Here is a 14,087-nt window from a genome sequence, read left to right on the forward strand (position 1 = left end):
CGCGTGGTCAACGCGTGCTCAGCGCGCGTCGGCGCGCGCGCCCGTCTCGCAGTCGAGGAAGCGGAGCAGCGTCGCCTCGCTCACCGCGTGGTCGGTGAGCCAGTCGGCGCCGACGCCGCGCAGCGCGGGCGGGCGGCGGAAGCGCACCCAGTCGACGTGGGCGCCCAGGTCCGGCGCGCCGAGGCGCGCGCGCGTGGCCGGGTCGGCGATGTTGTGCGCGAGCGGATCGCGGTACTCCGGCGGCGCGCTGGTGCCGTCGCTGTACGCGACGAGGCCGACCTGCATGGTGAACGGCAGGTCGCGGCGCAGCACGCGCTCGCGCACGCGCCACCCCTCGCCCTCGGCCCGCGACAGCAGGAGGAACGTCTCGCGCACCCGCACGATCCGCAGCTCGTGCCAGCCGGCGCGCGCGGGGCGCAGCTTCAGGTTCGAGCCGCTGTTCACCGTGCTCTTGGTCTCGATCACGGGCACGCCCGGCGCCTCACCCGTGCCGGTGGTGACGAACAGCCAGTTCTCGCCGCGCGGCGTCCACGCGTCGGGGATCACGGCGCGCGGCGCGCGCGCCATCACGCCCACCAGCGACCAGAGCGCGCGCGGCACCGAGTCCGCGCTCCCCGCCGACGCCGCGCGCACGCGCGCCGTGACGTCGAAGTCGCCGGTGACGGTCTGGTACAGCAGCGGCGCGTGGTAGTCCGCGAACCAGCCGCTGAGCGCGGGCTCGAGGTACAGGTGCCCGTCCGCCGCCGCGCCGCCCGCCATGCGGCGCAGCATCGACGGCCAGCCGTTCTGCGCGTGGAACCAGCGCCACCGCGCCTGCGGTCCGGCGAACGTGGTCGAGTCGGTGAACTCGTCGCTCAGCGCGTCGAGGTCGCGCGCGGTGCTCGGCGTGCACGCGAGCGTCTCGCCCGGCGGCGTGGGCGTGTAGAGCGAGGCGCGCACGACGGTCTGCGCGGCGGCGACGTGCGGGAGCGCGAGCAGCGCGAGGAGCGCCAGCGTCGCGCGGACAGAAGTGGTGGGATGAGTCATGCGACGACCGTACGACCGCCGCGCGTGGCGGGCATCGTCCACGTGACCCATGCCTGCGAATGCGGTAGCGCGCGCCGGACCTGTGTGGCCTTTGGGGAGGATACGGATGCTTCGGATGCAGCGGATGCTTTTCGGATCGCTCCGTGTGGCGGCGACGCGCCGTGCGCCGTGAGGAGGGATCCGAATGATCCGGCGCATCCGAAGCATCCGTATCCTCCCCAATAGCCAAGGGCCCCAGCGCGATGACGGATGCCGATGGCACCGCCCCGCATGGCAATGTCATCGTGGCGTTCGCCGGCCGCGCTCGATCACGCCGCGTCGTGGCGCAGGTGCGGGAGCGCGCGCCGCAGCCGGGCGCAGCCGCGCTGCACGCGCATCTTCATCGCCGAGTGGCCGAGGCCCGTGGCGGCGGTCATCTCGTGGTAGTCGAGACCCGCGAGCAGGCGCATCACCACCGCGTCGCGGTAGGCCGGCGGCAGCGTCGCCATCGCGCGCACGACGTCCAGCCGCAGCTCCACCCGGTGCGCCTCGCGGTCCGCGCCGACCTCGTGGTCGTCCGGCTCCATCCGCCGCACCCAGCGCTCGCGCCGCGTGCGGCGCTCGTGCACGGAGTAGCAGCGCCGCAGCAGGATGCGCCGCAGCCATGGGGCGAACTGCTCGCGGTGGACGCACTGGTGCAGCGCGCGGTGCGCGCGCGTGAGGCTCACCTGCACCACGTCCTCGGCCTCGTCGCGGCACTCCAGCAGGCGCGTCGCGATGCGCACGCACCACGGGCGGTGGCGGGCCACCAGCGCCTCGAACGCCGCCGCGTCGCCGTCCACCGCCCGCGTCACGAGCTCCGCGTCGCGCCGTCGCTCCTCGGCCTCGCGCAGCGCGCGCAGCGACGCGCCGTCGGTGATGGGGAGCGGGGCGGCGGGCGTCGGGTGCGTCGGGGACATCGCGCGCGTGACGAGGGTGGGACGTGTGCCGGGGACGGAGCGCGCACGCTACGCGCACGCCGCGCGGCACGCGTGGGTCAGCTGTCCCACCGTCGCGCGTCCGACGCGCGCGCCTCGATGCGCCGCGCCGCGCGCCGCGCCTCCTCCGCGAGCGTCCAGCCCTGCTCCGTGCGATCGACGTCGTGCGCCGCGACCCAGTGCACGAACGCGAGATCCGCGGCGTCCCCCTCGTGGCCGAGCGCCTGCAGCAGCAGCCGTCGTCCACCCGGGTCGCGCGCGAGGCCGCGCGGCCGCGCGTTCGGGTCCGCGCGGTAGCACGCGCGCATCGCCGCCACGCCGTCCGCGTGGCCCAGCTGCGCCAGCCGGCGTGCGGCCTCCCACACGTAGAGGTGCGCGTGCAGCCTGCGCGCGCCGTCCGGGTCGTCGAGCCGCGTCAGCGCGTCCGCGGCGGCGAGCGCGACGTCCACGTACGGATCGTCCAGCAGCGCGCGCAGCGACGCCGACGCGCCCGCGTCGCCGATGCGACCGAGCGCGCGCGCGGTGGCGGCCAGCAGCTCGGCGTCGCGCTCCGTGCGGCGGGACGGGCGCGCGAGACGCGCGGCGTCGAGCAGCGCGTGCAGCACCGGCGCTGCCTCGCGCACGCCCAGCAGTCCGAGCGCCGTCACGACCTCGGGATCGCGGCGCCGCCCGAGCAACCCGAGCAGCGGCGCCGCGGCCTCGCGCGCGCGCAGCCGGCCGAGCACGAGCGCCGCGGAGGTGGCCACGCGATGGCGCGGCTGCGACACGACGTCGAGCAGCGGGTCGACGACGGCGCGGTCGCCGATGACCGCGAGCGCGCGCACCGCGGGCTCCGGCGCGAGCGTGCCGGCACCCTGCGCCGCGTCGAGGAGCAGCGGCACCGCCCACGCGTCGCCGGGCATGAGGTGCTCGTGCAGCGCGGCCGACACCAGCCACGCGAGGTGCGGGAAGGGCGCCATCAGCCGCACGAGCCGCCCGACGTCGGCGGCGAAGCGGCCCGCCTCGGGCAGCGCCACGACGCCCTGGTAGACGAGCAGCAGCGCGTGGTCCGGCCAGCCGGGGCGCGGCGCGCCGCGCTCCTCCAGCTCGTCGGCCGCCCAGCCGTACATGGTGTGCGGCGCGGGTCCGAAGGTGTCGTCGGCGGCGCGGAGCGCGTGCACCAGCGGCGCGACGTCGGTGGCGAGGGTCAGGAACGAGGTGTCCGGCATGGCCGCACGGTCGGCCGCGGCCGCGGCGCGGACCATGGGTCAGCTGTCCCCGGGGCCTCGCGTGGGGATGGGTCAGGGATGGGTCACCTGCACTAGGCCCGGCCCGCCGTTATCCTGTAGCATCCGGGGACCGCTCCTCCCCTCCCGCTGGACCCGCCGCGCCCGTGACCGCTCCCGCCCCTGCGCGCGCCCGCATCCTCGTCGTCGAGGACCACGACGACCTGGCCGAGGCGCTGGACATCAACCTCACGCACGCGGGCCACGACGTGGAGCGCGTGCGCGACGGACGCGAGGCGCTGCTCGCCGTGCGCGCGCGCACGCCCGACCTGATCCTGCTCGACCTGAACCTCCCGCGCATGGACGGGTTCAGCGTGCTCGATCGGCTGCGCAACGAGGGGATGTGGATGCCCGTGCTGATCCTCAGCGCGCGCGGCGCCTCCGCCGACAAGGTCGAGGGCTTCCGCCTGGGCGCCGACGACTACGTGACGAAGCCGTTCTCGGTGGGCGAGCTGCTGGGGCGCGTGTGCGCGCTGCTGCGGCGCGCCGCCGCCACGCGCGCCGCGGAGGCCGCGCTGGCGCAGACGCCCCCCGAGGGCACGCCCGTCGCGGCCGCGCCGGCGGACGTCATCGGCTACAGCGACGAGGAGCTGGTCGCCCGCTTCGGGCTGACGCTGCGGCAGGCGGCGGTGGCGCGGCTGCTGGCGCGCGGCCTCACGAACCCCGAGATCGCGAGCGCGCTGTCGATCAGCCGTTTCACCGCGCGCAACCACGCGGAGCAGGTGCTGGCGAAGATCGGCGTCGTGAGCCGCGGGCGCGTGGCGGCGGCGCTGCGCGCCGCGTACGACGCCGACCAGCACTCGGCGGCGTGAGCCCGCCGGCCCGCCGCGGTCCGCTGGCCCGCGCGCGGCGGCGCGTGGCGGCGGTGCTCGCGTCGCGGCGGCGCGACCTGCTGTTCGTCGCGGCGATCGCTACCACCGTGCTGCTGGTGGGCGTGGCGATGCTCTCCATCCGCAACCGCTGGCAGGACGAGCGGGCGGCGATGCAGCGCGCGCTCGTCGAGGAGATGAGCGACGTCGGCGGGATGATGATGGAGGGCTTCCACGCGCAGCGGCAGGCGATGGAGCTGACGCTGATGGCGCCCGTCCACGGCCTGGTGAGCGCGCCCGGCGACCCGCCCTTCGGCCTCGACCGGTTCGCGCGCTACACGGCGGAGCATCTCGCGGGCATGGAGATGCAGGGCGACCCGCGGCACGGCGTCTTCCGCATCGCGCTGGACGAGCCCTGGCCGACCGCGGCGTCGCTGCAGGCCACGGGCGCGCTGCGCGACCCGGCGCTGGCGTCGGCGATCCTCGCGCACCTGGCGGCGCGGCGCGACAGCCTGCGCGCGCCGCTCGCGATGATCTCGCACAAGCGGCTCACCTTCCGCGGCGAGCCCGTGGGCCTGCTGTTCGCGCGCGAGCGCACGACCGACGGCCGGGTGCGCGCGGTGCTCGGCGTCACCTACTCGCCGGCCCACTGGTACGCGCACATCGGCCGGTCGCTGTACGAGAAGACGGCGCTGCTGCCGCCGTCGTTCTACGGCGTGGACTGGACGTCGGTGCAGTGGGCGACGCGCGACCGCGAGGGGCGGCCGCGGCGCGACACGTTCGGGCGGACCGACAAGCGCCACAACCGGATCCTCAACATCCGCGTCACGCAGCGCAACGGCAACGTCGTGTTCCGCACGCCGGGCGCGACGGGCGACCCGACGCACGAGCGCTACCACTCGTTCGCGATCCCGTACGACGGCCCGCGGGTCGACGTCTGGATGTCGCGCGCGCACGGCGACCGGCTGGTCACCGCCGCGGTGCCGATCGGCGCCGAGCAGTGGCTGATCGCGGGCATCGCGGTGCTGGGGGCGATGTTCGTCGCCGCGACGATCCTCGAGCTGCGGCGGCAGCACGCGCTGGCGGAGGAGCGCCGCAACTTCGTCGCCGCCGTCTCGCACGAGCTGCGCACGCCGCTGGCGCACATGGTCCTGCTGAGCGAGACGATGCTCGGCCCCGCGGCGCAGACGTCGGAGCAGCGGCGCCGCTGGCTGCACGTGATCCACCGCGAGAGCATGCGGCTGGCGCGCCTGGTGGACAACGTGCTGCTGCACGCGCGCGGCGAGCACCACGAGCTGCCGCTGGAGCGCCGGTGGGTGGACGCGTGCGACGTGGTGGACGAGGTGGTGGGCCACATGGGCGCGGCGGCCGCGGCGCGCGGCGCGCAGCTGTGCGGCGTGACGCCCGCGCGCTGCTCGGTCTACGTGGACCCGGACGCGCTGCGGCAGATCCTCCTCAACCTGCTGGACAACGCGATCAAGTACGGGCCGGACGGCCAGACGGTGACCGTGACGCTGAACGCGCCGACCGTCGCCGACCCGGTGCTGCGGCTGACCGTGGACGACCAGGGGCGCGGCGTGCCGGCGCGCGACCGGCGGCGGGTCTGGTCGCCGTTCGTGCGGCTGGAGGACCGGGCCGGCTCCACCGGCGGGAGCGGGCTGGGACTGAGCGTGGTGCGCGACCTGGCACGGCGGCACGGCGGGCGGGTAGAGATCCTCGACGCGCCCGGCGGCGGCGCACGGCTGCTCCTGACCCTTCCGCAGGACGACGTCGCCGACGATGCTCCGTTACGGCTCGCCTCCGGCTGATCACCGGCTGATCATCGGCTGACCCTCCGCGCCCCCGCCCGTGTCCGCACCCATCTCGTCCTCGCCCTCGCCGCGCCCGACGCGGCGTCCTCGCGCCGCCGTCGTCGCGGGCGCCGTCGGCCTCGCGGGCGCCGCGCTGGCCGCCACCGCCTGGCGCGCGCCCGCGCCCGAGGGCGCGATGCTCGAGCAGGTGATGCAGCTGGTCGCCGACCGCCACCTGCAGGAGGGCGCGCCGATCGACGTCTACGAGACGACGGCGCGCGGGCTGGTGAAGGAGCTGCGCGATCCGTACAGCGTGCTGCTCGCGCCCAAGGACCTCGAGTCGTTCAACCGCACGACCCTCGGCCAGTACGCGGGGATCGGCGTCGAGGTGAGCACCGTGGGCGACGCGACGCTGGTGGGCGAGGTCTACCCGAACGGGCCGAGCGCGGCGGCGGGGCTGCGCCGCGGCGACCGGCTGGTGGCGGTGGAGGGCCGGCCGATGCGCGGGCTGTCGCTCGACAGCGTGGTCGCGCAGATCCGCGGCACGCCCGGCTCGCCCGTGCGCGTGACGATCGCGCGCGGCGCGGGCGAGCCCACGGACGTGACGCTGACGCGCGCGGTGGTGCACGTGCCCGCGGTGCCGTACGCGTTCGTGGACCGCGGCGTGGGCTACCTGCCGCTGCCGTCGGTGTCGGGGACGGCGGGACAGGACGTCGCCGACGCGATCGTGCGGCTGCGGAGAGCGGGCGCGCGCAAGCTGGTGCTGGACGTGCGCGGGAACCCCGGCGGCGCGGTGCCCGAGGCGGTGCGCGTGGCGGGCGAGTTCCTGCCGCAGGGGAGCGAGGCGCTGGATGTGCGCGAGCGCGGGCGCACGATGACGCTGCGCACGCCGCTGCCGGGCGCGCACCACGACCTACCGGTGGTCGTGCTGCAGGACGGGCGCAGCGCGAGCGCGGCGGAGATCATCACGGGCGCGCTGCAGGACCACGACCGCGCGCTCGTCGTCGGCACGCGCTCGTACGGCAAGGGGCTCGCGCAGGCGGTCTACCCCGTGGAGGGCGGCTACGCGCTCAAGCTCACGACCGCGCGCTGGTACACGCCGAGCGGCCGCACCATCCACCGCGACCGCACGGCGGCGGACTCGCTGCGGCACGGCGACGAGGACCACGTCGCGCGCGACTCGGTGCACCGGAGCCTGGGCGGCCGCACGCTGATCGGCGGCGGCGGCATCGTGCCCGACGTGGTGGTGGACTACGACACGCTGACGACGGTCGAGCAGAAGGTCGCGGGCCGCCTGGCGCGCGGCGCCCGCTCGGCGCAGGTGCTGGCGAACGTGACGCACGCGCTGTCGGTGGGCGTGGACAGCGCGTTCCGCGTGACGCCGGAGTGGCGCGAGCGGCTGCGCCGCGAGCTGGCCACCGCCGGCGTGCCGATCGACTCGACCGACTGGGCGGGCGCGGCGCCGTACGTGACGCGGCTGATCGAGGGGCGCGTGGCGGAGTTCGCGTTCGGCCGCGCGGAGTCGCGGCGCCGCGCGCTGGCGTCGGACCGGCAGTACGTGGTGGCGGACTCGCTGCTGCGCGCGGCGCGCACGCCGGCGGAGCTGATCGCGGGGGTGCGTACGCCGCGCTGAGCGACGACAGCAGACAGGATGACAGGATGACCAGGAGGCTCCGCGTGGCGCGAAGTTCCAAGCGCCATGCGGAGCCTCCTGGTCATCCTGTCCAGTGCCGTTCCGATCACTGCGCGCTGGTCCCTTTGCCTTTGGAGAGGATACGGATTCGTCGGATGTAGCGGATGCTCCGGATCGCTCCACGTGGCGGCGACGCTCGTTGCACTACACGGAGCGATCCGAATGATCCGTTCCGATCCGGAGCATCCGTATCCCCTCCAACAGGCAGAAGGATCCGCCGCACCGACGCGTCCCGAGCGGCCGGACACGCAGCACGCAGCACGCTGCACGCAGCGTCAGGATCCGCAGCCCTGCGCATCCGCCGCCACATTCGCCTCGTGCGCCGCACGCTGCAGCAGCCGCGCCGTCTCCGCGGGGACGCTCAGCCGCTGCCCCGCCACCGCGACCACCGCGGGCAGCGCGCGCGCATCCCGGCCGGTGATCCGCTCGTACATCACGAGCGCCGCCAGCCACGTGCCCAGCGGGCCCGGATGGAAGTCGTCGGGGCCGTACAGCGCGAGCGACGCGTCGGCGCGCCACGCCGCGCGCCACGCCTCGCCCGCCGGGAGAAAGGCGCCGTCCACCGCGCACGCGGCCGCGCGGTACGCGTCGCGCACGCCGTCGAAGTCCGCGAGGTTCGCGCGCGCCGGCCACACCATGTAGAGCGCCGGACGCGCGCCCGCGGCGCGGATGGAGCGCGCGAGCGCCTGCGCGCCGATCACCAGCGTGTCGCGGTTCACGCCGCGCGACGAGGGGCCCTGCTGCATCACGACCCACTCCCACGTCCCGCGCCCGATCGTCGCCACCGCGTCGCTCTGGCCCGCCGCGTGGTCCACCAGCGCGAGGTTCGGCAGCGCCACCGCGGCCGTGCGGATCGTGTCGCCGCCAGCCGTCGCGAGGTCGCGCAACGTGCGCGGCAGGTCGTTCGTGTACGTGAGGCTGTTGCCGACGAACAGCACGTGGTGCCCGCCGGCCGGCAGCGGCCGCACCGGATCGCCGGCGCCGAGGCAGGCGGCGCCGAGCGTCGCCACGAGGACCAGCCGCATCGTGCGCATGCCGCCGTGGACTCGCGCGAGCGCCGCGCGCGTCACCGCGCCCCGTTCCGCGACTGTTCGGCGTCGGTCAAATGCGCGCGCGGCGCTCCGCCCCAGTCGTCGGCGGACGCGGGCGTCAGTCGTCGTCGCGCAGCCGCTCCATCAGCGCGAGGGCGTTCTTCGTCGCGCAGCCGAGCGCCGTGTTGTCGAAGATGCACCACACGTCGCGTGCGGCGTCGGCGTGCGCGTCCGCCAGCATCCGCACCGCCAGCGCGTCGAGGTACGCGTCGTCGTAGTCCGAGTAGTAGATGCGTGGCGATCCGTGCAGCCGGTAGTAGACCACGCGCGGATCGCCCGCCGGCTCCGCGGCCGCGGGCACCTTCGCGGGATCGGCGGCCACGCGCGCGATGCCGTGCGCGAGCAGCGGCCGCTCCGCCTCCGGCGTGAACCAGGTCGCGTGCCGCGGCTCCAGCGCCACCGCGCCGTCGTGGCGCGCCCGCAGCGCACGCAGGAACGCCTCCACCACCTTCGCGTCGTACGCGAGGCTGGGCGGCAGCTGCACCAGCAGGCAGCCGAGCGCGGGGCCCAGCGCGGTGGCCTCGGCGAGGAAGCCGTCGAGCGCGTCGCCCGCATCGCGCAGGCGGCGCTCGTGCGTGATCGCGCGCGGCACCTTCACCGCGAAGCGGAAGCCGGCCGGCACGCTCTCCGCCCAGCGGGCGTACGTCGACGGCCGGTGCGGGCGATAGAAGCTGGAGTTGATCTCGACGGCCGGGAAGCGCGCCGCGTACCGCTCCAGGTGCGTCCCTTCCACCGGAAACGCGTCCTGCTCGGCCTTCGGGAGCGACCAGCCGGCGGTGCCGATGCGGAAGCGCGCGGACGACGGATCGGGGCTCGACTCGTGGATCGACGACGACATGCCCGCGGGCCCGTGCACGTCACGGGCCCGCGGGCATGTCCATCACGCGCGGCGCTCAGTTCTCGAGGATCTTCGCGCCCTTCAGTACCAGGTCGCTCGCGGCCTTCACCGTGATCTTCCCGCTGCCGTCGAGCGTGACATCCTTGCCCTTCAGCGTGATCGAGCCGTCGTTCTTCAGGGTGGTCGTCGAGGCGCCGGATGCCAGCGTGAGGGACTCGCCGCTCGTGAGCGCGAACGACTTCCCCGTCTGCAGCGTGAGCGCCGCGCCGACGTTCCACACGGCCCGCATGCCGACGGTCAGCGTGTGGACCGCGCCGACGGTCGTCGACTGCATGCCCCCCACCGTGGTGACGAAGCTGCCGCCCACCTCGATGTTGAGGCTGCCCGGGACGACGAGCGTGACGCCGGCGAGCGAGATCGTGAGCACCTGATCGAGCGCCGCCATCCGCGCTTCCAGCGCCTCGATGCGCTGCAGCAGGCCCGCGAGGTTCGACGGGGCGCCGAGGGCGGCGTTCGGGTTCGCCGGGAAGGTGCCCGTGACGTGCGACGACGGCTTGGACATGGGCGTTTCGTGCGCGGGTGGTCCGACCGGTGGTCCGGCGGCGATCGGGCGCGGGTGCGTCGACACCCGGCCCTCCGACGCATGCGAGCGCCGAATATTCGTGCGACCCGTCGCCCACGCCATACGCCCGCGCACGGCGCGCGGTGCCCGTCAGGCGACCTCGGGCGCCGCGAAGTCGAACGCCACCACCGCCGTCGCGCCCTCGTCGTCCTCGTCGTCGCCGTCCGCCGGCTGCGAGAGCTCGAGGATCAGCGCCGACGCGGGGAGCAGCTCCAGCACCTTGGTCAGGAACTCGTCCCAGCTGTCGGTCTGCTCGACGAGGTCGATGATGCGCTGCTGCCGCTTCGCGTCCTCGCCCGCGTACGCGTCCGGCTCGGCCAGCGCCAGCTCGCCCTCCCAGTCGATGAAGAACCGGACGTGCTCGCACGTCTGCTCGGCCGGTCCGTCCTCCGCGGTGTAGACCGCCGACGCGCAGGCGGGACAGTAGAGGTCGGGAACGCCCTCTTCGACTTCGATCTGGACGCGGGACGCGGGCATGGAACGCGTGGCTGGAGATGGTGGGACGGACCTTCCTCGATTCCGCGCGTCACGTCCGCACGGCGCGGGCCGCGCGTTCGTGCCGCGCCCGCCCCACCACAACGGCGGGCTCCTCTCAGCCGTTGACGGCGACCAGCGTCATGTACGCGACGTACGCCTGCACCACCGCGTCCATGCGCGCCTTCAGCGCCGCCTGCGAGGCGGGCGCCAGCTCGGCGATCGGATCGCCGGCCAGGCGCCGCTTCATCTCGGGGCTCGCGGCGGACATGTCCATCTCCTGCGGGCCGTCGATCCTCCCCTGGAAGTCGAGCGTCGAGAGCACGCGGTGCAGCGTCGCGCGCACCTGGCGGTAGCGCGCGAGGGGGATCCCCGCGGCCTGCGCGCCGCCGGCGATCGTCGCGTCCTCCCACTCCGCCTGCGCGGCGGCGCTCCGCTCGGCCGGCGTCCTCGCGTTGCGGCCACGCTCGCGCGCGGCGCGCACCAGTTCGGCCTCGCGCGCGATGCCGCGCTCGTAGGCCGCGACGTCGGCGGCGGTGAAGGCGAACGGCGCGGCGGCGGTGACGACGGTGACGACGGTGACGACGGTCGCGGGCGTGGCAGCGAAGGTGGCGGCCGGCGCGAGCGTCGCGGCGGCGAGGGCGAGGACGAGGCGGATCATGAGCGGGACTCCGTTCCGTGAGTGGCAGCAGCGGGACGGAGGGAAGCTCGGGCGCGCGCGAGGTCGTCAGTAGGGGAGTTCGACCCATCCTCCTGCGCCACGTGCACGCGTGAGGTTGCTCGCGTCGGGGCGCCATGCGTGCTAGCGTGCGATCGCCTCGCCGACGCGGCCATCGCGACCGCCGCCGTCGCGGTCCCCGGACGCCATGGCGCGTCCGCGGAATCCCTGCCGGAGGCTCGCATGCAGCGCTCCGCACACACCGCCGCGCTCACGGCGGTCACGCTCGCCGCCTGTGGCGGCTCCGAGCCCACGCGCACGATCGACACGCCGCCCATCGACACGACGACCCTCGTCGGGACGTGGATCGGAACCCTCGACGGCGGCAGCGCCGCGAACAGCTACGGCTCGTCCGGCATCACGATCGTGCTCAGGGCCGACTCCACGCTGACCGCGAAGGCGACCAACCCGCTCTACTGCGATCTGAGCGACACCCGGTGGCGGGTGACCGGCACGCAGTTCACCGCCAACGGCCGCGATTGCGACGGCGTCGTCGTCACGTTCGCCGCGCCCGTCGGGACGGTGCGCCTGACGGGCACGTGGACCGCGAGCAGCGGCCGCGCGGGCACGTTCACGATCGCGAAGCAGTGAGAGCCGGGCGCGCGCGTCAGGCCACCTCGCGCCCCGCGCCCGCCTCCCACACCGCGTACCACTCCTCGGCCGTCAGCGGCACGGCGAGCGCCGCCACCGCCTCGCGCACGGCCTCGATGCGCCGCGAGCCGGTGATGGGTACGGGCTTCGACGGGTGGCGCAGGATCCACGCGAACGCGATGGTCGCCGCCGACACGCCGTACGTGCGGCCGAGCGATTCGAGCGTCGCGCGCACGCGCACCGCGCGCGCGTCGTCGCCGGTGAGCAGCCGTCCGCCCGCCAGCGGCGACCAGACCATCGGGCGGATGCCGAGGGCGAGGCACTGGTCGAGCGTGCCGTCGTGCAGCGGATCGAGGTGCAGCGGCGACAGCTCGACCTGGTTGGTGACGACGGGGTGCCGCCCGTGCAAGAGCGCGAGCTGCGACGGCGCGTGGTTCGACACGCCGACGTGGTGCACGGTGCCCGACTCGCGCAGCGCGCGGAACGTCTCCGCCAGCGCGTCGGGGTCCATGAGCGGGTCGGGGCGGTGGAGCAGCAGCAGGTCGATGCGGTCGGTGCGCAGCGCGCGCAGCGACCGCTCCACCGATGCCAGCACGTGCGCGGGCGACGTGTCGTACGACTTGCGCGCGTGCGCCGGCCGGTGCGGCGACACGAGGCGGATGCCGCACTTGGTGACGAGCTGGATGCGGTCGCGCAGCCCGGGCGCGGCCGCCAGCGCCTCGCCGAACAGCGACTCCACCTGGTAGTCGCCGTAGATGTCGGCATGGTCGAAGCTCGTGACGCCGAGCGCGACGCACGCCTCGATCCAGCGCACGCGCGCGGCGACGTCCAGCTGCCACGCCGCCATGCGCCACATCCCCGCGACGATGGCCGACAGCGTGGGGCCGTCGGCGCCGAGCGGGACGTGCGGGGCGTGTGGAACGGCCGTCGTCATCGCGTGCTCACGGCTGGTCGTAGTAGATCGACGCGTCCCACTCCGGCTCCGTCCAGCCGTAGCGCTTCTCGGGCGCGAGGTACTGGTGCCACTCCATCGTCACGGGGCTGTAGCGGAAGAAGGTGCGGTAGTGGTCGGGCGTGTAGAAGATCTCGCCCGTCTCCGCGATGATGATCCGCTCCAGGTTCACCTGCCCGCCGTCCGCCACGAGGTAGTTGCCGAGCGTGTTGCGGATGTGCTGGGGCGCGGGAGCGCCGGCGAGGGTGCGCCAGTCGAACTGCATCGCCGCCGGCACGGGCGTGAGCCAGCCGTACTCGTAGTACTTCGCCTTGACGAGGTCGAACGGGTTGTCGCGCGTGGGCAGCTCGCGCGAGTTGTTGTAGTACTGCGTGTTGAAGTGCCCGTGCGCGGGGTTCACGGCGCCCGACGCGATGAGGCGCAGCTCGCGCTCCAGCGTCTTGTTCGGCACCGTGGGCAGGTAGTACATGGGGCCCGTCTTGGGGAACGGGCGGCCGAGGCGCACGGGGGGCAGGCGCGGGTTGCGCACGGTGTTGGCGAGCACGCGCACGCCCAGCGGGACGGGCGACGCCGGCGGGCCCGGAAGCGGCCTGGCCTGCCGCACGACCTTCTTCAGCTTCACGCCCTGCAGGAGCTCCGGCGTGATCGCGCCGCCGCCGGGGACGGGCGGCTTCATCGCGGGCATCGGCGGGAGCGCGGGCGCCTTGGGGATGGCGGGCGGGGTCGCGACGGGCGGGGTCGCGACGGGCGGCGTCGGCGGCACGACCTCCTCCGGCGAGTCGTCGAGCTTCCCGAGCGCGCGCTCGACCTTCGTGCTGCCGCAGTTGGGGCACGGCACGACGGACTTCGCCCTGAACGGGACGCGGCAGGCGGTGCAGACGTAGAGCTTGTTGCGCGGGCGCGGCATCGGGGTCGGTCAGGGGCGGGAGATCTGGGCGAGCATGACGCGCGCGCAATCTCGGGTCGGGACGTCGTGCGCGCCACGGGTCGCACGGCAGGCTGCTGAACTGCTTCAGACAGGATTACAGGATTTGCAGGATTTACAGGAATGCTCCGCGTGGTGCGACGCGCCGTGCCGCCCCGAGGAGCCATGAATCCTGTGAATCCTGGAAATCCTGAAATCCTGTCCAATGCTCTTCGGGCCCTCGCGCGCCGGACCCGAACGGCAGTTGCAAGGATAAGATCGGACAAGATCTGATAACGGCGAATGGCTCCGCATCGGTGCGAGATCCCTCGCCGCCGCACGGAGCCATCCGTCGTTA

Annotated in this window: 14 protein-coding genes; 4 read left to right on the top strand and 10 right to left on the bottom strand. The window is 74.7% G+C overall.

Features of this window, described 5'->3' with window-relative positions; translation table 11 throughout:
• Positions 1-18 precede the first annotated feature (18 nt).
• From rosag_RS11045 to rosag_RS11055, 3 genes are all read right to left on the bottom strand, one after another.
• On the bottom strand, positions 19-1,026 hold the full coding sequence (locus rosag_RS11045) for a hypothetical protein (RefSeq protein ID WP_284350184.1): 1,008 nt from the start codon (positions 1,024-1,026) through the stop codon (positions 19-21).
• Between the two features lie 308 nt (positions 1,027-1,334).
• Positions 1,335-1,964, bottom strand: coding sequence for an RNA polymerase sigma factor (locus tag rosag_RS11050; RefSeq protein WP_284350185.1), 630 nt, complete (start codon positions 1,962-1,964; stop codon positions 1,335-1,337).
• 77 nt (positions 1,965-2,041) lie between these two features.
• Complete coding sequence (locus rosag_RS11055) at positions 2,042-3,190, bottom strand: HEAT repeat domain-containing protein (protein ID WP_284350186.1); 1,149 nt, start codon at positions 3,188-3,190, stop codon at positions 2,042-2,044.
• A gap of 164 nt (positions 3,191-3,354) precedes the next feature.
• Here rosag_RS11055 and rosag_RS11060 point away from each other — a divergent pair, with 164 nt between their 5' ends.
• The 3 genes from rosag_RS11060 to rosag_RS11070 are packed head-to-tail and all read left to right on the top strand — an operon-like array spanning position 3,355 to position 7,479.
• Positions 3,355-4,059, top strand: a complete 705-nt coding sequence (locus rosag_RS11060) for a response regulator (protein WP_284350187.1) — start codon at positions 3,355-3,357, stop codon at positions 4,057-4,059.
• Positions 4,056-5,864 (top strand): sensor histidine kinase, encoded by a 1,809-nt coding sequence (locus tag rosag_RS11065; protein WP_284350188.1) that lies wholly within the window; start codon positions 4,056-4,058, stop codon positions 5,862-5,864. The genes rosag_RS11060 and rosag_RS11065 overlap by 4 nt, the downstream gene beginning before the upstream one ends.
• A gap of 40 nt (positions 5,865-5,904) precedes the next feature.
• Positions 5,905-7,479, top strand: a complete 1,575-nt coding sequence (locus tag rosag_RS11070; RefSeq protein WP_284350189.1) for a S41 family peptidase — start codon at positions 5,905-5,907, stop codon at positions 7,477-7,479.
• A 335-nt stretch (positions 7,480-7,814) separates the two neighbouring features.
• On the opposite strand, the gene rosag_RS11075 is transcribed toward rosag_RS11070, so the two are convergent.
• The 5 genes from rosag_RS11075 to rosag_RS11095 all read right to left on the bottom strand — a co-directional run bounded on the left by rosag_RS11075 (position 7,815) and on the right by rosag_RS11095 (position 11,225).
• Complete coding sequence (locus rosag_RS11075) at positions 7,815-8,564, bottom strand: hypothetical protein (protein WP_284350190.1); 750 nt, start codon at positions 8,562-8,564, stop codon at positions 7,815-7,817.
• A gap of 124 nt (positions 8,565-8,688) precedes the next feature.
• Positions 8,689-9,468 (bottom strand): DUF72 domain-containing protein, encoded by a 780-nt coding sequence (locus rosag_RS11080; protein WP_284350191.1) that lies wholly within the window; start codon positions 9,466-9,468, stop codon positions 8,689-8,691.
• 55 nt (positions 9,469-9,523) lie between these two features.
• Positions 9,524-10,030 carry a hypothetical protein gene (locus tag rosag_RS11085; protein ID WP_284350192.1) on the bottom strand — a complete coding sequence of 169 codons (507 nt, stop codon included), beginning with the start codon at positions 10,028-10,030 and terminating at the stop codon, positions 9,524-9,526.
• A gap of 150 nt (positions 10,031-10,180) precedes the next feature.
• Positions 10,181-10,567: a hypothetical protein gene (locus rosag_RS11090; protein WP_284350194.1), complete on the bottom strand. Its 387-nt coding sequence runs from the start codon at positions 10,565-10,567 to the stop codon at positions 10,181-10,183.
• A 115-nt stretch (positions 10,568-10,682) separates the two neighbouring features.
• On the bottom strand, positions 10,683-11,225 hold the full coding sequence (locus tag rosag_RS11095) for a hypothetical protein (protein ID WP_284350195.1): 543 nt from the start codon (positions 11,223-11,225) through the stop codon (positions 10,683-10,685).
• A gap of 240 nt (positions 11,226-11,465) precedes the next feature.
• Between rosag_RS11095 and rosag_RS11100 the strand changes: the two genes are divergently transcribed.
• On the top strand, positions 11,466-11,873 hold the full coding sequence (locus tag rosag_RS11100) for a hypothetical protein (RefSeq protein ID WP_284350196.1): 408 nt from the start codon (positions 11,466-11,468) through the stop codon (positions 11,871-11,873).
• A gap of 16 nt (positions 11,874-11,889) precedes the next feature.
• On the opposite strand, the gene rosag_RS11105 is transcribed toward rosag_RS11100, so the two are convergent.
• Together rosag_RS11105 and rosag_RS11110 are read right to left on the bottom strand one after the other, a co-directional pair.
• Positions 11,890-12,807, bottom strand: a complete 918-nt coding sequence (locus rosag_RS11105) for an aldo/keto reductase (protein WP_284350197.1) — start codon at positions 12,805-12,807, stop codon at positions 11,890-11,892.
• A gap of 7 nt (positions 12,808-12,814) precedes the next feature.
• Positions 12,815-13,732 carry an FmdB family zinc ribbon protein gene (locus tag rosag_RS11110; protein WP_284350198.1) on the bottom strand — a complete coding sequence of 306 codons (918 nt, stop codon included), beginning with the start codon at positions 13,730-13,732 and terminating at the stop codon, positions 12,815-12,817.
• Between the last annotated feature and the right edge of the window lie 355 nt (positions 13,733-14,087).

Source organism: Roseisolibacter agri, assembly GCF_030159095.1.
GTDB lineage: Bacteria > Gemmatimonadota > Gemmatimonadetes > Gemmatimonadales > Gemmatimonadaceae > Roseisolibacter > Roseisolibacter agri.

Coding starts and splice junctions, on each gene's coding strand:
- rosag_RS11045 (WP_284350184.1), bottom strand. CDS start 1,026: ATGACTCATCCCACCACTTCTGTCCGCGCGACGCTGGCGCTCCTCGCG.
- rosag_RS11050 (WP_284350185.1), bottom strand. CDS start 1,964: ATGTCCCCGACGCACCCGACGCCCGCCGCCCCGCTCCCCATCACCGAC.
- rosag_RS11055 (WP_284350186.1), bottom strand. CDS start 3,190: ATGCCGGACACCTCGTTCCTGACCCTCGCCACCGACGTCGCGCCGCTG.
- rosag_RS11075 (WP_284350190.1), bottom strand. CDS start 8,564: ATGCGGCTGGTCCTCGTGGCGACGCTCGGCGCCGCCTGCCTCGGCGCC.
- rosag_RS11080 (WP_284350191.1), bottom strand. CDS start 9,468: ATGTCGTCGTCGATCCACGAGTCGAGCCCCGATCCGTCGTCCGCGCGC.
- rosag_RS11085 (WP_284350192.1), bottom strand. CDS start 10,030: ATGTCCAAGCCGTCGTCGCACGTCACGGGCACCTTCCCGGCGAACCCG.
- rosag_RS11090 (WP_284350194.1), bottom strand. CDS start 10,567: ATGCCCGCGTCCCGCGTCCAGATCGAAGTCGAAGAGGGCGTTCCCGAC.
- rosag_RS11095 (WP_284350195.1), bottom strand. CDS start 11,225: ATGATCCGCCTCGTCCTCGCCCTCGCCGCCGCGACGCTCGCGCCGGCC.
- rosag_RS11100 (WP_284350196.1), top strand. CDS start 11,466: ATGCAGCGCTCCGCACACACCGCCGCGCTCACGGCGGTCACGCTCGCC.
- rosag_RS11105 (WP_284350197.1), bottom strand. CDS start 12,807: ATGACGACGGCCGTTCCACACGCCCCGCACGTCCCGCTCGGCGCCGAC.
- rosag_RS11110 (WP_284350198.1), bottom strand. CDS start 13,732: ATGCCGCGCCCGCGCAACAAGCTCTACGTCTGCACCGCCTGCCGCGTC.